23 protein-coding genes are annotated in these 21,755 nt (G+C 44.9%); 19 read left to right on the plus strand and 4 right to left on the minus strand.

Annotation, left to right across the window (positions count from 1 at the left end):
* Nucleotides 1–231: 231 nt before the first annotated feature.
* Nucleotides 232–552, minus strand: coding sequence for a hypothetical protein (locus tag ACE1TF_RS01785; RefSeq protein WP_375013770.1), 321 nt, complete (start codon nt 550–552; stop codon nt 232–234).
* Between the two features lie 89 nt (nt 553–641).
* Between ACE1TF_RS01785 and ACE1TF_RS01790 the strand changes: the two genes are divergently transcribed.
* The 4 genes from ACE1TF_RS01790 to coaD all read left to right on the plus strand — a co-directional run bounded on the left by ACE1TF_RS01790 (nt 642) and on the right by coaD (nt 2,371).
* Nucleotides 642–911, plus strand: coding sequence for a YlbG family protein (locus ACE1TF_RS01790; RefSeq protein ID WP_042400877.1), 270 nt, complete (start codon nt 642–644; stop codon nt 909–911).
* A gap of 205 nt (nt 912–1,116) precedes the next feature.
* Nucleotides 1,117–1,242 (plus strand): hypothetical protein, encoded by a 126-nt coding sequence (locus ACE1TF_RS01795; RefSeq protein WP_255357894.1) that lies wholly within the window; start codon nt 1,117–1,119, stop codon nt 1,240–1,242.
* A 68-nt stretch (nt 1,243–1,310) separates the two neighbouring features.
* On the plus strand, nt 1,311–1,856 hold the full coding sequence (gene rsmD, locus ACE1TF_RS01800; RefSeq protein ID WP_375013773.1) for a 16S rRNA (guanine(966)-N(2))-methyltransferase RsmD: 546 nt from the start codon (nt 1,311–1,313) through the stop codon (nt 1,854–1,856).
* A 17-nt stretch (nt 1,857–1,873) separates the two neighbouring features.
* Complete coding sequence (gene coaD, locus ACE1TF_RS01805) at nt 1,874–2,371, plus strand: pantetheine-phosphate adenylyltransferase (RefSeq protein WP_042400871.1); 498 nt, start codon at nt 1,874–1,876, stop codon at nt 2,369–2,371.
* Here the strand turns inward: coaD and ylbJ are convergent.
* Nucleotides 2,346–3,545: a sporulation integral membrane protein YlbJ gene (gene ylbJ / locus ACE1TF_RS01810; RefSeq protein WP_375013776.1), complete on the minus strand. Its 1,200-nt coding sequence runs from the start codon at nt 3,543–3,545 to the stop codon at nt 2,346–2,348. The two genes, coaD and ylbJ, sit on opposite strands and share 26 nt — an antisense overlap.
* Before the next feature lie 191 nt (nt 3,546–3,736).
* Between ylbJ and ACE1TF_RS01815 the strand changes: the two genes are divergently transcribed.
* On the plus strand, nt 3,737–4,534 hold the full coding sequence (locus tag ACE1TF_RS01815; protein ID WP_375013778.1) for a patatin-like phospholipase family protein: 798 nt from the start codon (nt 3,737–3,739) through the stop codon (nt 4,532–4,534).
* On the plus strand, nt 4,527–5,597 hold the full coding sequence (locus ACE1TF_RS01820) for a YlbL family protein (protein WP_375013780.1): 1,071 nt from the start codon (nt 4,527–4,529) through the stop codon (nt 5,595–5,597). Before ACE1TF_RS01815 ends, ACE1TF_RS01820 begins: the two co-directional genes overlap by 8 nt.
* Here the strand turns inward: ACE1TF_RS01820 and ACE1TF_RS01825 are convergent.
* Nucleotides 5,582–6,796 (minus strand): nucleotidyltransferase, encoded by a 1,215-nt coding sequence (locus ACE1TF_RS01825; RefSeq protein ID WP_375013782.1) that lies wholly within the window; start codon nt 6,794–6,796, stop codon nt 5,582–5,584. The genes ACE1TF_RS01820 and ACE1TF_RS01825 overlap by 16 nt on opposite strands.
* Nucleotides 6,797–6,910: 114 nt before the next feature.
* On the opposite strand from ACE1TF_RS01825, the gene ACE1TF_RS01830 reads away from it, so the two are divergent.
* The 3 genes from ACE1TF_RS01830 to ACE1TF_RS01840 all read left to right on the plus strand — a co-directional run bounded on the left by ACE1TF_RS01830 (nt 6,911) and on the right by ACE1TF_RS01840 (nt 8,372).
* Nucleotides 6,911–7,441: a YceD family protein gene (locus ACE1TF_RS01830; protein WP_375013784.1), complete on the plus strand. Its 531-nt coding sequence runs from the start codon at nt 6,911–6,913 to the stop codon at nt 7,439–7,441.
* Nucleotides 7,442–7,515: 74 nt separating this feature from the next.
* Nucleotides 7,516–7,692 carry a 50S ribosomal protein L32 gene (rpmF, locus tag ACE1TF_RS01835; protein ID WP_375013786.1) on the plus strand — a complete coding sequence of 59 codons (177 nt, stop codon included), beginning with the start codon at nt 7,516–7,518 and terminating at the stop codon, nt 7,690–7,692.
* Nucleotides 7,693–7,856: 164 nt separating this feature from the next.
* Nucleotides 7,857–8,372 (plus strand): RsfA family transcriptional regulator, encoded by a 516-nt coding sequence (locus tag ACE1TF_RS01840; protein WP_375013787.1) that lies wholly within the window; start codon nt 7,857–7,859, stop codon nt 8,370–8,372.
* A gap of 55 nt (nt 8,373–8,427) precedes the next feature.
* On the opposite strand, the gene ACE1TF_RS01845 is transcribed toward ACE1TF_RS01840, so the two are convergent.
* Nucleotides 8,428–8,901, minus strand: coding sequence for an N-acetyltransferase (locus ACE1TF_RS01845; RefSeq protein ID WP_042400855.1), 474 nt, complete (start codon nt 8,899–8,901; stop codon nt 8,428–8,430).
* A gap of 224 nt (nt 8,902–9,125) precedes the next feature.
* Between ACE1TF_RS01845 and ACE1TF_RS01850 the strand changes: the two genes are divergently transcribed.
* The 10 genes from ACE1TF_RS01850 to murD all read left to right on the plus strand — a co-directional run bounded on the left by ACE1TF_RS01850 (nt 9,126) and on the right by murD (nt 21,740).
* Nucleotides 9,126–9,515 carry a DUF3397 domain-containing protein gene (locus tag ACE1TF_RS01850; RefSeq protein WP_375013789.1) on the plus strand — a complete coding sequence of 130 codons (390 nt, stop codon included), beginning with the start codon at nt 9,126–9,128 and terminating at the stop codon, nt 9,513–9,515.
* Nucleotides 9,516–9,566: 51 nt separating this feature from the next.
* Nucleotides 9,567–11,186, plus strand: a complete 1,620-nt coding sequence (gene bshC, locus ACE1TF_RS01855; RefSeq protein ID WP_375013790.1) for a bacillithiol biosynthesis cysteine-adding enzyme BshC — start codon at nt 9,567–9,569, stop codon at nt 11,184–11,186.
* 486 nt (nt 11,187–11,672) lie between these two features.
* Entirely contained in the window at nt 11,673–12,104 is a 432-nt protein-coding gene (gene mraZ, locus ACE1TF_RS01860) for a division/cell wall cluster transcriptional repressor MraZ (RefSeq protein ID WP_042400849.1), read from the plus strand.
* A gap of 20 nt (nt 12,105–12,124) precedes the next feature.
* Nucleotides 12,125–13,057, plus strand: coding sequence for a 16S rRNA (cytosine(1402)-N(4))-methyltransferase RsmH (gene rsmH, locus ACE1TF_RS01865; protein WP_375014091.1), 933 nt, complete (start codon nt 12,125–12,127; stop codon nt 13,055–13,057).
* Between the two features lie 31 nt (nt 13,058–13,088).
* A complete protein-coding gene (ftsL, locus tag ACE1TF_RS01870) occupies nt 13,089–13,448 on the plus strand; it encodes a cell division protein FtsL (protein ID WP_042400843.1) in 360 nt (119 codons plus the stop codon).
* A gap of 26 nt (nt 13,449–13,474) precedes the next feature.
* On the plus strand, nt 13,475–15,697 hold the full coding sequence (locus ACE1TF_RS01875; protein ID WP_375013793.1) for a penicillin-binding protein: 2,223 nt from the start codon (nt 13,475–13,477) through the stop codon (nt 15,695–15,697).
* A 138-nt stretch (nt 15,698–15,835) separates the two neighbouring features.
* Nucleotides 15,836–17,773: a stage V sporulation protein D gene (locus ACE1TF_RS01880; RefSeq protein WP_375013795.1), complete on the plus strand. Its 1,938-nt coding sequence runs from the start codon at nt 15,836–15,838 to the stop codon at nt 17,771–17,773.
* 140 nt (nt 17,774–17,913) lie between these two features.
* Nucleotides 17,914–19,386, plus strand: a complete 1,473-nt coding sequence (locus ACE1TF_RS01885; RefSeq protein ID WP_375013797.1) for a UDP-N-acetylmuramoyl-L-alanyl-D-glutamate--2,6-diaminopimelate ligase — start codon at nt 17,914–17,916, stop codon at nt 19,384–19,386.
* 24 nt (nt 19,387–19,410) lie between these two features.
* A complete protein-coding gene (mraY, locus tag ACE1TF_RS01890) occupies nt 19,411–20,394 on the plus strand; it encodes a phospho-N-acetylmuramoyl-pentapeptide-transferase (protein WP_375013799.1) in 984 nt (327 codons plus the stop codon).
* The gene (gene murD / locus ACE1TF_RS01895) at nt 20,391–21,740 is read left to right on the plus strand and encodes a UDP-N-acetylmuramoyl-L-alanine--D-glutamate ligase (protein WP_375013801.1); all 1,350 of its coding nucleotides are present in this window, start codon (nt 20,391–20,393) and stop codon (nt 21,738–21,740) included. The genes mraY and murD overlap by 4 nt, the downstream gene beginning before the upstream one ends.
* Nucleotides 21,741–21,755: the final 15 nt, after the last annotated feature.

A 21,755-nucleotide genomic window follows, 5' to 3' on the forward strand; every position in this document is an offset into this window, starting at 1 on the left:
CTTGATTAATGGCATACGTGTACACCATTCACTCTTGACCCGTATCGCAGGTCAGACGACCAAGGTTGGCTTGGTTGCTCGAGGTAGGTTTCAAGGCGATCAGTGGCGCGAATGTTTCAGCTCGTCATTCGCTCTCTAAAGCTTGATCGATCTTTACTTGGCCCTTCATTGCGTTCGTTATTCATAAATTGGAGATCATAATATCATTATACAGCGGTTTACGCAAGAGGGCTACGATTTTAATCGAATGCAATCGGTGCAGCCATTGCCACAACAAAATCGTTTTCTTAAAGGGACAAGAAAACGTACAGCATAAACATATTCTTTAAGGTCGGTCATGCGTACATAACGGATGGAGGCTGTGACAATTTTACCACGCATAGCTCGACCAGCTGCATTCTGCAACGCTTGCTCCAATGGTTCACGCGGTCCATCCCAGCGTAAATAGATGAAGGTTTGGTATGAAATGGTGTTCGTTGTTAGATTGTTATCAACATGTCGCAATTGTTGAAGGAATGTTTCCCAAATTTGATCAAGGGTAAATGTACTCATCATTTGCCTCCTTTTCAACAAAGATGAATTGTTCTTTCTATTTTCCCGTGATAAACTGACGATAAACGATTTCCCAAAGGAGAGTTTGTATGTTTGAACAACGCCAAGGACTCGTTATTTGGGTTCAATCATTAAAAAATGTCCGTCACCTTAGAAAATATGGGCATGTTCAGTACGTTTCCAAAAAAATGCGATATGTGGTTCTTTATTGCAATACGAGTGATGCACATAAAGTGAGTGAGCAGATTAAGCAATTAAATTTTGTCCATAACATTGAATGGTCGGTTCGTAGACAATTAGATTTGGATTTTGGGCAGGAGAAGCGAGAAGTTATTCCTCAAGATAAAGTGCATACGTAAGCGCTCACTAACGCGAAGCAAGTAAATATATTCAAGGCATAAGCACGGTACGCGAATGGTTAGGACTTCTACGCCATTCGCGGTTTTTTCGTTTTGAGTGTTTACCTCTACTATTGAAAACGAAAAAACCGCGTCCCCCCATAGGGGTACGCGGAGCCTGTTGTTTATACAGGCAATGGGAGAGGAGAAACCGGAGGAAGCGCTTATGGGGAAACGTAAGCGTTCTCCGCGGTTACTTGCAACATGGGATCATGTTGCTAACCCTAGTCTTGCCGATGAAGCTTTGAAATATACAACGACGAAAAAGTTTTTCATATCGGTCGTGCTCTGACATGGACAAGTTGGTATGATAGGATAGAAACAATTCGTGATGATTTTACATAAGAAAGGAAGAATCCGATGCGTGTGATTGCTGGCAAATGCAAAGGACTCCGATTAAAATCGCTACCAGGTGATAATACGAGACCTACCTCAGACAAAGTAAAAGAAGCATTGTTCCACCGACTCGGCCCATTTTTTGATGGGGGAAAAGGGTTGGACCTATACGGGGGGAGTGGCGGCATTTCGATTGAAGCGATTAGTCGTGGCTTCCATCATATGCACGTTGCTGATGCTCATAAAGGGGCAATCAGTGTGATTAAAGACAATGTAAAGCTTGCTCGTGTCGAGAAGCAAATTACGGTTCATACCGGGGATCGCCTGCGAGTGTTAGAAAAACTTCGTGATCGAGATGAACGGTTCGATTTCGTGTTTTTAGATCCACCATATGAAGAGCAGCAGGTAGAAGAAGACATCCAACTTCTTCAGACGTACGGATTACTACATGATGAAGCGACGATCGTCGCTGAGCACCGAAGCAGTGTAGAGCTACCGGAGACGATTGCCCGTGTTTGTCAGACTCATCAAAAGACATACCGTGATACAACTGTGACAATGTACCAATAGATGAGAGGAGAGGTCATATGACGACCATCGCTGTGTATCCAGGAAGTTTTGATCCCGTAACCAATGGTCATATTGATATTATTGAAAGAGGCATGCAAGTTTTTGACGAGATCATCGTTGCTGTTCTACATAATCGCTCAAAGACGCCACTATTTTCTGTGGATGAGAGAGTCGAGCTACTCCGGCAGTCAGTGGCCCACATGCCAAATGTAACCGTTGACTCGTTTAACGGTTTGCTCGTTGATTACGTGAAAGAGAAAAATGCCAATGTCATTGTTCGGGGTCTTCGCGCTGTCTCAGACTTTGAATACGAGATGCAAAATGCGTCGATCAACCGAAACCTAGAGCGATCAGTCGAAACGTTTTTTATGATGACGAATAATCAGTATTCTTATTTGAGCTCTAGCATCGTCAAAGAAGTCGCCAAATATGAGCGCAGTGTGAAAGATCTCGTGCCTGAACCGGTCGAACGGGCGCTTAAAGAGCGCTTTATCCATCCACCCTCTGGTGAATGAGTCGTCGATGACGTAGGAAAATAAAGACAATGAGCGTGATGAGTGTAATGAAAGGTGCGACAGCAAAAAATTGATGTACCGAGTGTTCAATCATGTAGAGTGGATCAGCTCCTGTAAATACGTGAGCACTTTTTGGTTGATATAACCAGTCAAAGGTGACTGCTGCAATGCACGCGGCGAAGAAACCTTGCATAATCCTTGCCACAAAAAACGGCAAAAAGCGAATGGCTGTAGGTGCAAGTAGACTCGCTGCTTGAGCTTGAGCGGATAATCCAGCAAAAGCTAATAAAAAGCTTGTGACGATGGCTTGTTGTTTCAACGGTGTGTCAGTCAAACTGACGAGTTGACTACCGAGAGTCATTTCAAACAGCCCTGATACGATCGGGATGCCAAAATCGCTAGATAACCCAATCATCGCAAGCAGTACATGGATAAAAGCAGCAAAGATTTCGGTGAAGCGAAGCAAAGACAGAACTTCGTTAAGCACAGAGAAAAGAATGATAAACCCGCCGATCATGAGCAACGTTTGTACGGAAGAATGAACCGCATCACCGAGTTTTTTACCAATCGGTCGTTCGTCTTTTATTCGTTCCTCGTGGAGAAGATGAAAAGCTTTTGCCAAGCTGGGAAAGCTTTTCTTTTTCGTTGATTGTTCAGTCTGAGTGCCGTGAAAACGCATGATCAATCCAACGATGATGTTCCCTCCATAGTGGGCAGCAGCAAGTACGATGCCTAAGGCAGGATCATGGAAAAAGCCGATGGCAATCGCCCCGAAAATAAACAGAGGGTTAGAAGAATTCGTAAACGAAACAAGACGCTCAGCTTCAATCGTACTGATTCTCCCATCTTCCCATAGCCGGGTCGTCAGTTTTGCGCCGGCCGGATACCCACTCGCAAGGCCCATCGCCCATACAAACCCACCTGTACCAGGTACTCTGAACAACGGACGCATGAGCGGTTCCATGTAAGCACCGATAAAACTGACCACACCAAAAGCGATGAGTAACTCTGATATAATGAAAAACGGAAGCAACGATGGAAACACTACATCCCACCAAATCGACAGTCCGCGCAAGGAAGCTTCTAGTGATTGTTGTGGAAACAGCATTAAAGAAACGGCCAATACCGTTGCCGCTGTTGCTAATAATAAAGAGTGCCATTTTTGAAAAGACAAAGTCCGTCCCCCTTATGCAAAAACACGACATTGGACAAGGTTTGTGTATTACTTACGGTACGTGTCTAAGCGCTCGGATAGACCTTTTTTCTTGGATGATTTAAAATCGAAGAATGACAGACGGTACGAATAGGTAAAATAGGCATACAATGGGTAGGCGAGAGTCACGGTGTTTTTATGGGGGGATGAAGATGGATCATAAAACGAGACCCCGGATTGGCTTGGCACTAGGATCAGGTGGAGCAAGAGGGATGGCACACGTCGGGGTGCTGCATGTACTTGAAGCACATCATATTCCGATTGACTATATTGCGGGAAGTAGCATGGGTTCTCTCGTTGGTGCACTTTATGCGTCTGGATATAACGCTGCTGAATTAGACCAGATTGCTAACTTGTTTAAGCGGAAATTTTATTTGGACTTTACGGTTCCAAAAATGGGCCTGATGAATGGAAAGCGCATTGAAGAACTCATCTATATGCTGACGAAAGGTCAGCGTTTCGATGAATTAGAACGTCCACTCACCGTAACCGCAACAAATCTACAAACCGGTGCTCCGGTGCAACTAAACGAAGGCAACGTTGCAAAAGCTGTGCGGGCAAGTATCTCGATACCAGGCATTTTTGTACCTGTCCAGCATGAACAACAGATGCTCGTTGATGGAGGGATTGTGGACCGTGTGCCGGCGCAAGTGGTGCGGCAAATGGGAGCTGATATTGTCATTGCCGTAGACGTGTCATATTTTCCAAAGCAACCACCGATTTCTTCTATTTATGACGTGATTATGCAAAGTATGGAAATTATGGGCAAAGAAGTATTAGAAGCACGAACGATTCTAGCAGATGTACTCATGAGACCCATTGTTCGTCAGCACAGTTCGGTCATGTTTCAAGATACGCCAGAACTAATAAAACAAGGAAAAGAAGAAGCGGAGAAATATGTATCATTGATTAAAGAGCGTATGACGGAGTGGGAGGCAGCAAATGAGTGAGCCAAAACAGCAAAAACGACATGTATCAAAGCTCTGGATTGTTGTCGCAATCCTGTTTGCTGTATTAATTATCAATCAAATTCCAACTGGTTATTATTACTCTCAACCTGGAGAAGCGACGGGGTTGCAAGAGATTATTACGGTTGAAGGATCAAGTCAGTATGAAGAAGGAGAATTTTACTTAACGACCATCCTTCAAAGTCGGGCAAGTCCATTTTTGTATGCGTGGTCTTATTTGAGCCCGTATCGTATACTCACGCCAGAAGAAGATCTCATGACCGAAGATGAGACGGATGAGGAATACCAACACCGACAAACCGAATCGATGAGGCAATCACAAGATGCAGCAAAAATTGCCGCATACCGAGCGGCAGGGGCGACTGTGCATATTGAAGAGAACGGTGTGTTTGTGACACAGTTTGTTGATGGTATGGGTGCTGTTGAAGAGTTGGAGTCTGGAGACACGATTACAGCTGTAGACGATCAGGAGATTCACAATTTCAATGAATTAACCGAAGCGTTGCAAGGAAAAGAAGCGGGTGAATTTGCGGAGCTTTGGATTGAGAGAGAAGGAGACCGTTTTCAAGTCGATGTGGAAATGAGGAATTTCCCTGATCCTGACGAAGATGAAGATGGCATTGGAGCCGACCCTGAAGCCGTTGGCTTAGGCATTATCTTTCCCGTCAATGATCGAGAAGTGAGTTTTGATCCAGAAGTGACGATCGAAGCGGGAGCAATTGGCGGACCGTCGGCGGGCCTTATGTTCTCTCTAGAAATTTACAATCAGCTCATAGAAGATGAAGACATTACGCGTGGCATGAACGTTGCTGGTACCGGCTCGATTAATGAAGATGGCCAAGTAGGTCGAGTCGGAGGTGTCTCGCAAAAAGTAGTCGCCGCCGATCGGTCAGGAATTGAGATCTTCTTTACTCCGAATGATGAAGAGTTAGGGGAACGCTCAAACTATTTAGCCGCTTTGGAAGCGGCCAATGATGTGAATGCCGACATCGATGTTGTACCTGTAGACACATTGCAAGATGCGATTGACTATTTGACAGAGTGACGAACGACTACTGGTGGACCGTATTCTTCTTTATATCTCTCGACTCGCTCGTCGGGATGTGCATGGCTGTAGTACGCAATGGCTGCTTTTTCATCCAACCGCTCTTGTGCCCCTTTTTGACGAGGAGGCCGGTGGTAAAGGTGAAGAGCAGTCGTTTTTTTGATCGAGCGCAAATAGGATTGCCCCGTCTCGGTAAAGCCTAACAAGCGAACTGAACGAGGCGTACATGACTCGCCGAACGAGGCGCGCATGTCATCTTTTGATGTATTTGTGAGCACGTGAACGAGCAGCCTTTGAATTCTTGTCCACGTATATCGCTTCGTTTTCACTGTTTCCATAAATGTTTGAAAGTCTCTAGCTTGTTTCGCTGCAGCAATCAGCCGGTGATGAATGCCTTCTTCGGCTTCATAGATTTCTCCTAAATGGTCTGGTGCTGTTGTGAGTAACACGTGTTGCAGCAAGGGGTAATAGTCTGCCCACGTAATAAGCGGCTGGTGTTGAATGGCGCGCTCACAATAAGCTGGCATGTACGCCCCGACGTCGGATTTTCCCTCAGAATGTAGCGTTTTTCGAATGGCCGTTGCACTTGCAATCGTAAGAGCGTCGTCTAACTGTTCACTATGATAGCCACTTCCAATGCGGGTAATCGTTTGCGGTTGAATTCGCGCCCCGAGCTCTCGAGTTGCTTTCACGTACTCGTAGCCAAGAATGTTATTCGGTTGTGACAAATCAGGATACGACGCCGGTGCATGAAGTAGATTAAATGCGTAAGCCTGAGCTCTCGGATAAGAGTAGCCTTCGTCCAACCCTTGCCTTAAGTGGTGTTGTAGTAGCTGTTCATGCTCGATCATAAACGCATCTAATGCTAAAAAAGAATCAATATCACCAGATTCACTCCCGAAATAAAACGCATCAGCCAGCAAACCGTCGAGAATAGAAATGCTCCCTCTAGCAAACAAGCTTGCGTGTTGTGTTGAATACGTATAGGGTAGTTCTACGACAACGTCTGCTCCACATGAGAGTGCCATTTCGGTACGCGTCTTTCGGTCAAAGCCTGCAGGCTCTCCCCGTTGGAGATAATATCCGCTCATGACACAAATGACAACGTCAGCATCTGCATCTTCCTTTGATTTTTGTAAATGATACAAATGACCGTTATGAAAGGGGTTATATTCCACTACAAGGCCGATGGCTTTCATTTTGTTTCCTCCAAACCGTACAACTTATCTCTACAGTATAATGTAAAGAAAAAATGTTGACAAACTGCCTGAATGACCGATATAATTACTCTTGTTGCTCTCGAGGTGATCACATTGCGTTGGACAATTCAACAACTATTAACGAGTAGAAGTGAGCGGGTCGATATTGACAAGGTTGTCGATGTCACGGAACTTACTGAGCGCGACCGGGAATTGCGGAACGTATCCCCAGTTCGAGTTCATGGGTATGTGATGATTGATCGTCAATATGCAACCTTCCATCTCCATGCGGAAGGGTCGATGACTCTACCGTGTGCAAGAACGCTAAGAGACACAATAGTTCCATTTGACATTGCGTTTACGGAGCGATTCCGAATTGATGGAGCGCCAATATCTAACGAAGACGAAACGCTGCACGAGCCTGAGAATGGTTATGTGGATCTTCTTCCTTATATTAAGGAGAATATTCTTCTTGCGATCCCAATTCGGGTAATTAATGATGACCAAGATCCATCCGATGATACACCAAACCAAGGAAATGGTTGGGAAATCGTGTTGGATGAAGATCATAAGAAAACCGATGAAAAGACCGCTGTTGACCCTCGCTTAAAGGACTTAGCGAAATTCTTTGAAGACGATCAGTGACGGATAAGATAAACACTCGCGTGTAGTCTTTAATGATGAAATTGAACTCATTTTCTAAAGGAGGTGCATTGAGAATGGCAGTACCAAAAAGAAGAACATCCAAAACAAGAAAGAATAAACGCCGGACTCACGTAAAGCTTGCAGTACCAGGCATGACTAAGTGCCCTGAGTGTGGAGAACTTAAACGTTCACACCGCGTATGCAAATCTTGCGGGACGTATAAAGGTGAAGAAGTTGTAGAAGCTCAGTAAATACTAGCTTCAAAAAGAAACGGTCGTGCAGATGAACCTCATCTGCACGACCGTTTTTGCTTTCTTTTGAAGTTCTATCATAGATGGCACCGTTTTGGCATAGAAGTACATAAGGAGATATGATTAGCAATGATAAGGAATGAGTAAGAATCGGAGGGAAGAGGATGAGTGTTGTCAGACAGGATGCATGGAGTCAGGAGGAGGATGTAGTACTCGCGGAAGTTGTGCTCACACATATTCAAGAAGGCAAAACGCAACTGCAAGCATTTGAAGAAGTAGGCAAACGTTTAGGGCGAACATCGGCAGCATGTGGATTTCGTTGGAACGCTAGCATTCGAAAACAATATGCAAAAGCCATTCAGAAAGCGAAAGCAAACAAAACGCCGTTAAAGCATGAAAAACCATTGTATACAGTGGAGAGCAATGAACGTAAAGTTTTAAGTAGTCAAACAGTAGGAAGTATGGAGGACGTTATACGTTTTCTACAACAGATGCAACAAACTGAACATGCATCAGGGCAACTGGAACGAGAGATTGAGCGGGAGCGGTCAGAAAAGGAAGCATTACTTACTCGACTACAAAACGCAGAACAAAAGCTCGCCCGTGTCGAAGAAGACTATCAAACGTTTCTTGCATTGCTCGACAAAGCGAGGTCATTGCCTGGAATGAGTAACAAATAAAGGGAACCCAATAGGTAGGGTTCCCCTTTGCGGAGCAATCAAACGATTGCTCTTTTTAGTTCTTTTGTGCGGATACGTTCGATGGATAGGATACGTAAGGGTTTTCTCCTCGGTCTCGAACGGAATCGTACTCTACTGGAGAGAATCCCATCTTTAACCAAAAATCATCAGAGCCTTGTCGTGCGTTCGTCTTAATCGGGTACCCTAGCGTCTTTGCGTATTCAACGAGCGCTTTCCCGAAGTTTCTTTTGCGGTAGGGTTCGAGCACTTCTAGCTTCCATAGTTCTAAAAACGTTTGTGGAGGTTCGAAATAGAAATCATATTTCTTCTCAATTTCATATAAACACATACGCGCGGCCAATCGATCGCCAATATAGATCCCGTAAAATGGCGACTTGCTGTTATTCTCAATCATGTCTTCTTGTAGTTCCTCTTTCATTGACAACTCTTGAATGCCAACTTCGCGGAATGCTTGGAAATCTTCAATTGTTTTGTAATTAATTCTAAGTTGTTCAACGTTAACGTCCACGGAAGTGCCTCCTTTAAATATAGCCCATCTTCACATTTATTTTACTATATATTGTAGCGGTTGTGTTTTCATACGTAAAAAAAATCCAAAAGTCAGATCAAAGGAAATTCAAAACCGGGTATGCTACACTGAAGCTAATGAACGTGCGTATACACCTTTGCATCAACTACCTAGAACGTACAGACTGAAACTCATTCATGGGAACGTTAGGAGTTGAATACGCGTTGACGTTTGCAACATATATGATTACAGTACTTTTGACTTTTCCTCTATTGATTTTTTTGATACTATCGGTTTTGTTCAAGCGTTGGCCACGAACAGAGAAGCATGCCATACGGCTCGCCGCTGATATTACGACGCCTTTATTTTTAGGAGCTGTCTCCTTTCTTTGGTTTGAAGTTTGGAGTGCGGGTAGCTATTGGGTGTTTGTCACGATTCTTTTACTTGTCGGGGCGATGTTTACGTATTATTATGCTAAAGTATATGAAGAACTCCAACCGAAGAAGCTCGTAAAAGGGCTATGGAGACTGTTGTTTATTCTCGTAATGCCAATCTACCTCGTCGTATTTACCTATGGGTTTGTTTCGAGCATGTTTACATACTTCTCATCCTAGGTAGCCGTGGATAAACATCAATGTTGAAACCTTCAAGAAAGGTCGGAAATCATGACGATCGAATCCTATTCATCGATAAAAGAAGGATGGTTACAGCGTTATGCTGAGGGTGAATCTCAAGTAGCCTCTTTATACGACTATCGCCCATCAGGCGATGAGCGGCGACGTCACAAAGAACTTATGGATCATTCGTATGATCGGAGTGAGTTGCAAAAGGCGCTGCAAACGTATCAGTCCAACTTCTTATATAATGAACAAGCATTAGAACAAATAAAGAAATTTTCATCACACGAAAGTACAGTGATTGTCGGTGGACAACAAGCTGGCTTGTTCACCGGTCCGATTTATACAATTGCCAAGGCGCTTTCAATCGTAGAAAAAGCGAAAGAGCAAGAAGCTGCACTTGGTACACCTGTCGTTCCTGTGTTTTGGATTGCAGGCGAGGATCACGACTGGGAAGAAGTAAACCATGTGTACGTCCATACGCCTGACAACCGCTTACAAAAAGTGAAATACGAAGGTCACGCTTCTCAACGTGTTGCCGTTACGAATCAAAAGCTAGACGAACAGGCGATGGGGAAGATGATTAACGAGCTGTTTTACCATTTAGGTGAGACTGAACATACGAAAGAGCTTCACCACGTTGTTTCTCGATTTGCTAAGCGTTCAAAAAGTCCTTCACGTTTTTTTGCCGAGCTATTACTTTGGTTGTTTAAAGATGACGGTCTTGTCGTCATGGACGCAGAAGAACCGGTGTTTCGAAGCATGATGGGTGATCTATGGCAGGAGTTACTCTTGTACAATGACGAAGTGAGAGGGAATTTCTCAACGGCGTGCAATCGTGTCGAGCAGTTAGGCGAGGAGCCGTTTATCCTCCTTTCCAATGATCACACGCATCTTTTCTATAAAGATGATGGATATCGAGAGAAGATCGTTGCCCACGATGATGGGGACTTATCATTGGAGAGTGGTCGATTTAAAATGTCTAAAGGTGACTGGTCAGAGTGGGGAGCGAAAGAACCAGACCGTTTTAGCAGTAATGTCTACACGCGCCCCTTCGCTCAGGAACGAATGTTGCCTGTACTCGGATTCGTCTCTGGCCCTGGGGAATTAAAGTATTGGTCGATGGTTCAACCTCTCTTCCATCAGTTCCGTCGTCAAGTGCCACCGGTCATTCCTCGTGTACAACAAACGTTTGTGGATCGAAAGTCGGCGAAGGCGCTTCAAAGCGCTGGATTACCTGTGATTCAAGTAACCGAAGAAGGTACGAAAGAACGCCAGTGGAAGTTGAAACGTGACAGTGAGCAGTTGGATACAGGAGCGCTTCTAGAAGCGAGCAAACCTGATGCCCGCCAAGCGTTACAGCCTTTGCGAGAAGCGCTTCTTGGATTGTCAGCTTCAGAAGAACGCTTTGCAAATAAGAAATATAATGACGTGCTCCACGTACTCGAAGAGATGCAAGCGCGCGTTGACCATGTACAATATGCGCGGGTTCAGCCGGAGATTGAGCGGTTAAAGTTTGCCGAACATCGATTGTCTCCAGAACAGAAGCCTCAAGAACGGATGCTCAACATTATGCAAGTCTTGAATGAAGGAGGCGTCTCCCGCTTTCGTCAGCTCATGAGTGAAGCGAATGTCGGCGATTTTGAACATCATATTCTCTACATCTAAAAAAGTCCCCCACTTTCTCCCCCGTAGAAAGTGGGGGACTTTTTCTGTCGTCTAGTAAGATAAGAGCGCATCTACGTTGTCCGATTGTTTTATAAAACGTCGATGCCCGTACTTGCAAGTGACACCCCTTGCCAAAATCACTGGAGAATAGCGGGGTGTCGTCGACAATGTGCGTTTTTAGATGAGTAAATGCAGGCGTTTCGACACCGTTCGCTGCGCTCGTAATTTCAGGAGTGGGAATGTAGTGATGTCGTCTCGATCTGTAGTGAACAAATGAAAGATGTACAGTGAAAGGAGGAAAAAAGCCGATGAATGCAGCGGATGTTTATAAAAAATGTTCGCTGTTATTTTATGTCAAAAACCGCGTTAATTCGCGCTTTCTGACTTTATCAAGAAATCATGCGCAAAAAAATGCAAAAAATAACGTGGTGTAAAGTGGGGGATTGTGGTAAATTATCAGTATCAAGTGGAAGGAGATGGCGCTCCATGTTTATGGGCGAATACACTCACGCCATCGATGATAAAGGCAGGCTGATCATTCCGTCGAAGTTCAGAGAACAGTTGGGGGACCAATTTGTTGTCACAAGAGGTATGGATCAGTGTGTTTTTGTATACCCAAGAACAGAGTGGGATCTGCTTGAACAGAAACTTAAAACGTTACCATTTACAAAAAAAGATGCACGGGCATTTACACGCTTCTTCTTCTCAGGAGCAGCAGAAGCCTCTTTTGATAAACAAGGCAGGGTGAATATCCCGAGCCCATTACGAACATACGCAAACTTAGACAAAGAATGTGCGATTATCGGAGTTTCCAGGCGTGTTGAGATTTGGAATCAATCAACTTGGGAATCCTACTTTGCAGAGTCGGAATCATCGTTTAGTGATATTGCAGAATCAATGGAAGACCTTGATTTCTAAGGAGAAAGGAGCTTACAGGCATTTATACTCATGACACCGTGCTTCTTCACGAATCAGTTGAAGCACTAGACATTAAGCCAGATGGCGTTTATGTGGACTGTACGTTTGGTAGAGGTGGTCATTCACAATTAATTCTTCAGCAGTTAGGCAAAGAAGGGCGCCTCATTGCTTTTGATGCAGACGATGAAGCCATCCGCTCAGCAAAAGAAACGTTCGCAAATGAACAACGATTGACGCTCTTCCATGTGAATTTTCGGGAAGCGGCTCGTTTTTTAAATGAACAAGGCATTACGGACGTAGACGGTGTATTGTTTGATTTGGGGGTGTCTTCTCCCCAATTTGATGATAAGTCACGAGGGTTTAGCTACCAAGGTGATGATCCGCTGGATATGAGAATGGACCAAAGACAATCGCTCACAGCAAGGGAGATTGTGAACACGTGGCCTTTTGAGGACCTCGCTCGCATTCTTTATCGATACGGAGATGAGAAGTTTTCAAGGCAAATTGCTCGTCTTATTGAACGTTACCGACAGTCAAAACCAATAGAAACGACGAGTGAGCTAGTAGAAATTATTAAAGAAGGAATCCCGGCTGCCAAAAGAAGGACAGGGGGACATCCTGCCAAGCGCAGCTTTCAGGCATTAAGAATTGCAGTAAATGATGAAATGGGTGCGGTTGAGGAAGCGCTCTCCGCATTTATCCCGATGCTTCGAGTGAACGGTAGAATTGCTGTTATATCCTTTCACTCATTAGAAGATCGCATTACGAAAACCATTTTGGACGAGTATTGCAAGTTGCCGAAACTTCCCCCAGGGCTACCGGTCATACCTCCGGAACTAGAACCATCCATGCGATGGGTAAGCAAAAAACCAATCGTCGCAAGTGAGCAAGAGCTAGAAGAGAATCGAAGAGCAAGGTCAGCGAAACTACGGGCGGCAGAAAAGATAAAGTAGAGAAAAGTAGAGATCTACGAGGGAGGCAGCAATGAGTCAATTCGCATTTAAACACGAACAAACGCAGCAATCGCAACAAAATCCCCAAGTCGAGACGGTGCAAAAGCGGCTGAAGAAAAGAATTACGCTCGGTGAAAAATGTTTAATGATGATCATCGTTGGCATCATTCTCGTTACCGCCCTCATGATGATCTCGAATTACGCTACAATTTATAGTCAGAACTCAAGCCTCTCGGATGTTAATACGAGCATAAGTAACCAGCAAGAAGTGAATGCAGGGCTTGATTTGCAAGTTGCTGAACTTAGTGATCCTGAAAGAATCCTTCATCTCGCTCAAGAAAATGGCATGCAGCTGAATGAAGGCAACGTGCAAGTGGTGACCGGTGAATAGACATCCCTAAATAAGGTGGTGAAGTTGTGAAGCGCACAACCATCGTATATCGTGCGTTAATTGTGTTCGCCTTCGCTGCGCTTCTGTTAGCAGTGATTGGCGGACGCTTTTTGTATGTTCAAATCGCACAAGGCACAGAAGAACATGATTATTTGCAGTATGCAGAAAGACAATGGACGAGTGAACAACCTTTACACGGAGAACGTGGAACCATTTACGCCAGTAATGAAAGTGCGATTGCAGAAGAGGTGTCTTCGTATACAATCCAACTCATTTTGCGAAATGACTTTGGGTATGCGGGGATTGAAGACCCTGTTGAAACCGCACGGGAGTTAGCGCCTCACATTAATATGGAGGAAGGCGAGTTGCTACAAAGAATTGAAAATGGCATTGAAGAAGACCAATTCCAAATTGAATTAGGTCCAGGTGCGAGTTATTTAACATTTGAGCAGCGACAGGCGATTGATGATCTTGAACTCTCGGGGATTGAATTCCGTACGGAGCCGAGAAGGTATTATCCAAAGCAAGATTTTGCTTCTCATGTCGTCGGGTATTTTAATCGAAATGAAAATTCTCCGGCAATGGGTTTGGAATCTTATTTGAATGACCATCTAGAAGGGACAGGTGGGTCATACAGTTATATGCGTGCGAGGAATGGCGTGCCACTTCCTGGAGAAATTCGAGACATCGAAGAAGCGTACAACGGTGATGATATTCACCTAACACTTCATTCCAATATTCAATTGGCCGTCGAGCAAGCGTTAACGAATGCCGATGAACAGTATAGCCCTGAACGAATGATTGCAGTCGTCGCTAACCCTAAATCAGGGGAGATCTTAGCGATGAGCAATCGCCCATCGTTTAACCCGAACCACTATGAATCGATTTCAAATCATATGAATTTCGCGGTGAGTGACCATTTTGAACCAGGTTCAACGATGAAAATATTTACGATGGCAGCAGCCATCGAAGAAGGGGTGTATAAGCCGGATAACTATTTTGAATCCGGTACGTACAGCACCGGTTACGCAGATACCCCTCTCATTCGTGACCACAATCAAGGCCGTGGGTGGGGAAGTATTCCATACCGAGAAGCGATGCCTCGTTCAGCGAATACCGCCTTTGCAAGCATCGTTAATGATCAGCTTGGTGCTGAACGTTTCTATGAATATATGAACGCTTTTGGATTTGGGTCCCCGACCGGCATTGAATTACCGATGGAAGCACCAGGGCTCATGTCAGAAAATGATTTGGGTGCCATCTATTCTGGGTTTGGACAAGCTTCTGCTGTGACGCCAATTCAACAAATCCAAGCAGCGACCGCCATTGCGAACGATGGACAGATGGTCAAGCCATATTTAATTGATTCGATTGTGAACCCAAATACCGGGGACGTGACGTACGAACACGAACGAGAAGTCATTGGTGAGCCAATCTCAAAAGAAACCGCTAATGAAGTGATGGAACAGCTTCATGACGTTGTGTATAGCGATGTTGGAACAGGTAAACCGTTTCAAGTTGACGGCATTGAAGTGGCAGGCAAAACAGGGACTGCTCAAATTCCGAGTGAAGGCGGCTATTTGCAAGGTCACAACCAAAATGTGTTTTCATTTCTAGGTATGGCGCCATTTGATGACCCTGAAGTGATTGTGTACGTTGCCGTTGATCGACCGGACATGCAAAATGGCCAAAGTGGAAACCAAGCGGTTGCAGAAATCTTTAACTCTGTTTTAAAACAAAGTATCCAGTATTTGAATGTGACCCCTGAAGAGTCCAACAACCAAGCTTATCAACCTGAAGGTGCAGAGTTGATGAATGTAAGTGGAGAAAGACGATCAGATGCGGTTGATGCATTACAACAAGAGAATCTCGAACCGGTCTTACTCGGTCAAGGGAACCGGGTTGAAGCCCAATTGCCGGCCCCGCACGCCAAAGTGCTCGCCGGGGAAAAGGTATTCCTGTACTTAGGCGGGGAGATGGAAATGCCAGACCTTTCTGGTTGGTCTGTGCGTGATGTCATGAAGTTTTCCCAAGCTTCTGGTGTTACCGTCGAACAAAGCGGCAATGGCTATGTGATAAATCAAGAGATTGCACCAGGAGAGCCAATTTCAGGCAATGAGACGATTGAAGTGAACTTTGATTCAGAACGAAACAGTGATGAAGTCGAGGAAGACAGTGAAGAAGGCACGGAAGAAGAAAATCCAGAAACAAATGATGAAGAAGTTGAAAATGAAGATGAAGATGAGTAATCGTCGTTTTTTCGTTCAACTGTTCTAATGTGATTCCGTACAAGCATAGAGTTGAAAAGGAACAAGCTTTTATAACAGACGCTCATTAAGCCAAACGCTTATTGCGGCTACACATCTAGTGTAAAAGGTGGCCTTTCAATGTCTAAAATTACGAAAACGCTTGTACGGAAACGTTTATTATTCGTCTTGTTAATTGGTCTGGTGTTAACCGTCATTCTTATTGCAAGGCTAGGATATGTACAGTTTGGCCTTGGCGGCTGGCTGACGGGGGCAGCTGAAGACTCTTGGAGTCGAGACCTCCCTTTTGAAGCAGAGCGAGGGGAGATTTTAGACAGAAACGGAGAAGTGCTCGCGACGAATGTAAGTGCGCCTTCTGTCCTTGTCGTGCCAAGACAAATCGACAACCCAAATGAGACTGCAGCAATGCTTGCCGACATTTTGGATGGGGACGAACAAAGAATTTATAGCCAAGTGACAGAGAACAGTTCAATTGTACGGATTAACCCTGATGGCAGAAAGATTGAACAAGATGTCGCCTCTGATATTCGTAAAATGCGACATTCTGGCGTTTATATCGTCGAAGACAATAAGCGGCATTATCCAAATGGTGAGCATTTAGCCCATGTGTTAGGGTTTGCCGGTATTGACAATCAAGGCCTTGTTGGGCTGGAGAGCTTTTACGATGAACAACTTCGGGGTGAAAGTGGGCACGTATCGTTCTTTTCCGATGCACAAGGTCGGAGGTTGCCAGATATGGCAGACCAATATCAACCTCCGCAAAACGGAATGGACGTAAAGCTAACGATTGATAACCGGGTTCAAACGATTATTGAACGAGAACTAGATGATGCAGAAGCGACGTATGACCCTGATGGGGCGATGGCGATCGCCATGGATCCAAGTACTGGGGAAATTCTCGGGATGTCGAGTCGCCCTCATTTTAACCCAGATGACTATCAAGCCGTTTCTCCGGAAATTTACAACCAGAATCGTCCAATATGGGCACAGTATGAACCAGGATCAACGTTTAAAATTATTACACTCGCAGCCGCATTACAAGAGAATGAAGTTGACTTGGATGAAGATCATTATCATGATTCAGGCTCAATTGAGGTGTCCGGTCACCGGCTTCGGTGCTGGAAAAAAGGCGGACATGGTAGCCAAACATTCCTTGAAGTTGTGCAAAATTCATGCAACCCTGGTTTCGTCGTTTTGGGGGAGCGTTTAGGGACTGAGCGTTTATTTAATTATATCCATTCGTTTGGATTCGGTGAGCAAACCGGCATTGATATGGACGGAGAAGGCAGTGGCATCCTGTTTGACGAAGAAAATGTAGGACCGCTTGAGCGGGCGACAACTGCATTTGGTCAAGGGGTGTCGGTAACACCAATTCAGCAAGTCGCTGCTGTAAGCGCTGCGGTTAACGGAGGCACTTTATACCAGCCGTATATTGCCAAAGATTGGGTAGACCCAGACACAGGTCTTGTCATCGATAGTCAGTTGCCGATCGCAAAACGAAACGTCATCTCGAGTGAAACATCGCAAGAAGTGCGACACGCCTTAGAGCATGTAGTAGCCAAAGGGACCGGTGGCAAAGCGTTTGTGGATGGCTACCGTGTAGGCGGAAAGACCGGTACAGCTCAGAAGGCTCAAGGTGGACGTTATTTGGAGAATAATCACATTGTATCGTTCATTGGGTTTGCCCCAGCAGATGACCCGCAAATCGTCGTATACGTTGCCGTAGATAATCCGAAAAATACGGTGCAGTTTGGCGGCGTCGTCTCTGCCCCAATTGCTGGTAAGATTATTGGAGATAGCTTGAGTGCGCTAGGCGTGCCGAGAAGAACAGACCAAATTGAAAAAGAACTCACCTGGTCAGATGTTCCGTACCTTGAAGTCCCGGATGTGACAGGTCTAACATTACGAGACATTCATGATGCTCATTACCCATTGCAACTCGACATAACGGGTGTTGGGGAAACGATCGTCAGTCAAGCGCCAGAACCAGGTGTTCGCGTGCAAGAAGGGTCCACCCTACGTATATTTATGGGCGAAGAAGACGAAAGTGATGAATAATACCATTAGCCAAGAAGGGTGAACTTCTTGGCTAATCGTCTATCTATGGATTCCTGTTTGCATCTGTAAGAAACTGTTACAAAATCTTATCTATTAATGATATAATTATTGCTTGTGAGAATGAAAGTGAGTGATAAATAATGAAGTTAAATGAACTCGTGGAAGACGTGCTTGTTTACAAACAACACAATAATGTAAATCCAGAAATAAGCGCCATTGAAATGGACTCTCGAAAGGTGCAACCTGGGGTGCTCTTTGCGGCACTTCGCGGTTTTACCGTTGATGGCCATGACTTTGTTCAACAAGCTGAACAACGCGGGGCAGCGGCAATCTTAGCAGAAGAGCCTGTAGAAACGAAGCTACCGGTGATTCAAGTGAAAGATACGTATCGTGCCCTTGCCCAACTCGCAGCGAAATTTTACAAAAACCCAACAAAAGATATGAACGTCATCGGTGTGACAGGTACAAATGGAAAAACGACGACGACACACCTTATCGAAAACATCTTTCAACATGCAGGTAAGAACATAGGTCTCATTGGGACGTTGTACACAAAGTTTAACGATGTAATCGAAGAATCTAAAAACACAACTCCTGAGTCCCTTCTTTTGCAACAAACGTTTACTCAGATGAGAGATGCCGATGTTCAACACGTCGCGATGGAAGTATCTTCCCAAGCATTGGCGCTAGGACGGGTCCGAGGCACCGATTTTAACATTGCCGTCTACACGAACCTGACCGCTGATCATTTGGATTACCACGAGACGATGGAGAACTATAAACAATCGAAAGGCTTGTTGTTCTCTCAGTTAGGCAATGCTTACACAGATGAGCGAAAAGCAGCGGTGATTAATATTGACGATGAGCACAGTGACTATATGACGAGCATTACTTCAGCTCCAATCATTACGTACGGACTGAGTGAGGGTGCCGATGTAAGAGGCACCGATTTGCATGCCGGTCCAGGAGGCACATACTTTCGCATGATTATCGGAGATCAATCCGTTGATTTGAATTTAAAGATGGTCGGCCGATTTAATGTGTATAATGCTCTCGCTGCAGCGGCTAGTGCCTACGTATCGGGAATTTCAGTAGAAGATATAAAAGATAGCCTAGAAAGCTCAAAGCCAATTCCAGGTCGCTTTGAAACCGTCGATGCTGGCCAGGATTTTGCGGTAATTGTTGATTATGCTCATACCGCAGACAGTTTGGATAATATATTAAAAACGGTGAAAGAACTTGCTAACAAAAACGTATACGTCGTCGTTGGATGTGGTGGCGATCGGGATCGCACAAAGCGACCAGAAATGGCGAGAATTGCTGTGCACTACGGCGATGAGGCGATTTTCACTAGTGATAACCCACGCTCTGAAGATCCTGAAGCGATTTTACGTGATATGCGCGCGGGAGCAGAAGGCCAACCGTATACCGTAATCACTGACCGTAAGCAGGCGATTCAAACAGCGATTCATAAAGCAGAAGCAGGCGACGTTGTCGTGATTGCCGGAAAAGGGCATGAAACGTACCAAGAAGTCGCGGGTGTGTTCCATGATTTTGATGATCGCGTAGAAGCTTCCCAAGCCATTCAAGAACGCCTTGCCGAGCGAGGATAAACGAGGAGAAAGGAGAGACCGGATATGTTTGAACCATCAATTCTCATAGCCATCGCAGTATCATTTGTTTTATGTGTCGCTCTTTCCCCTTTGTTTATCCCGATTTTGCATCGGATGAAGTTCGGGCAGAGCATTCGTGATGAAGGACCTAAAAGTCACCAAAAGAAAAGCGGAACACCAACAATGGGTGGGATTGTCGTTTTACTCAGTTTGATGATCTCCGCGGTAGCGGTCATTTTATTTATTCCTGAATTAGAGCTCAACTATCAAGTGTGGCTATTGCTACTCGTTACGCTCGCTTTTGGTATTGTTGGGTTTTTAGATGATTTTATTAAAGTGGTCATGAAACGAAACCTTGGCCTGAATTCTAAGCAGAAGTTACTCGCACAATTGGTCGTGTCCATCATTTTTTACTTTGTGCTTAGAAACTATGGATTTTCTACATCTGTGGATATTCCAGCAACAAGCATGTCTATTGACATCGGCATCTTATACTTAGTTCTCATCGCAGTCATGCTCGTTGGTGCGTCCAATGCGGTGAATCTAACCGACGGACTTGATGGTTTGTTAGCCGGGACATCAGCGATTGCCTTTGGGGCATTTACTGTTCTTGCTTTCGGTGCCGGTGAACTTGAAATTGCTGTGTTCTCGGCGGCTGTCGTCGGTGCTGTGCTTGGTTTTCTCGTCTTCAATGCCCATCCGGCAAAAGTGTTTATGGGTGATACCGGTTCTCTCGCGTTAGGTGGTGCCATTGCAGCGGTTGCCATCTTGCTTGAAATGGAAATCTTGCTCATTATTATCGGAGCGGTATTTGTCATTGAGACATTATCAGTTATTATCCAAGTGATCTCGTTTAAATTAACAGGTAAGCGAGTGTTTAAAATGAGCCCTCTTCACCATCATTTTGAGCTCGTTGGATGGTCAGAGTGGAAAGTCGTTATCGTATTTTGGGTAGCGGGTATGTTCTTTGCTGCAGCGGGTGTTTACATTGGGGTGTTAAGTTTATGAATGATTTCTCTGTAGATGGCAAAAAGGTGGTTGTTCTCGGGCTAGCCAGAAGTGGAGAAGCTGCGGCTCGACTGCTTTATGACTTAGGAGCGAGTGTGACTGTCAACGAATACAAAGAAAAACAAGAGTTACAAAACGCAGAAGAACTAGAATCACTCGGCATTTCTTTTGTGACCGGTGGGCATCCTTTATCTTTATTGGAGCCACGCCCTCTATTCGTCGTGAAAAACCCAGGCATTCGCTACGATAATCCCCTCGTTAAACGAGCGATTGAAGCTGATATTCCCGTCATTACTGAAATTGAACTGGCTGCACAAGTGGTCGAAGGAACGATGATTGCGATTACCGGTTCTAACGGAAAAACGACGACGACAGAATTAATTACTCGGATGATTAGCGAAGATGGAAAACAAGCTGAAGTAGCCGGGAACATCGGCCGCCCAGCGAGCGAAGTGGCTAGAACTATTGATAAAGATGGATTTATGGTGACTGAGGTATCGAGCTTTCAACTCAAAGGAACGTTGCATTTTAAGCCGAAAATTGCTTTGATGTTGAACATTTTTGATGCGCACCTTGATTATCATGGCACGAAAGAAGACTATGTGAATTCGAAAACGAGAATCACGACAGAACAGACAGAAGAAGACTTTTTTGTTTACAATGCTGACGACCCAATCGTTGTGCAGGCCGCTGAGAAATCGAGAGCGACGAAAGTTCCCTTCTCTGTAAAGCGCCCCTTAAATACCGGGGCCTATTACATGAACGACAACATCTATTGGCAAGGTACGGTAATTATGAAGCGAGCAGATGCTGCGCTTCCGGGGATCCACAATTTGGAGAACATATTGGCAGCTGTTGCAGCGGCTAAACTATCCGGAGTGAGCGATCGTGCCATTGCGCATGTGTTGAACGTATTTACAGGTGTAGAGCATCGTCTGCAGTACGTGAAGACGCTTCAAGGTCGTAAAGTGTTCAATGATAGCAAAGCGACGAATATTCTTGCCACAGAAAAAGCACTACAAGCATTCAAAGAGCCGGTCGTTCTCATCGCTGGTGGTTTAGATCGTGGCAATGAATTCGATGGCCTCATGAGCAGTATGGAAAATGTAAAAGCGTTAATCTCTTATGGGGAAACGAAACATAAGTTAAAATCAACGGCTGATGTTGCAGGTGTTCAAACGACAGAAGCGACAAACACATTAGACGAAGCCGTTGCCACTGCTTTTCGTGCTTCTGATGTTGGGGATGTGATCCTACTGTCTCCAGCATGTGCAAGTTGGGATCAATATCGAACATTTGAAGAACGAGGCGAGGCATTTATTCGAGCAATCGGAGCAATCGAATAAAGCTAGGACATGTTC

It is taken from the genome of Geomicrobium sp. JSM 1781026 (assembly GCF_041949955.1).
Taxonomy (GTDB): domain Bacteria; phylum Bacillota; class Bacilli; order Bacillales; family Marinococcaceae; genus Geomicrobium_A.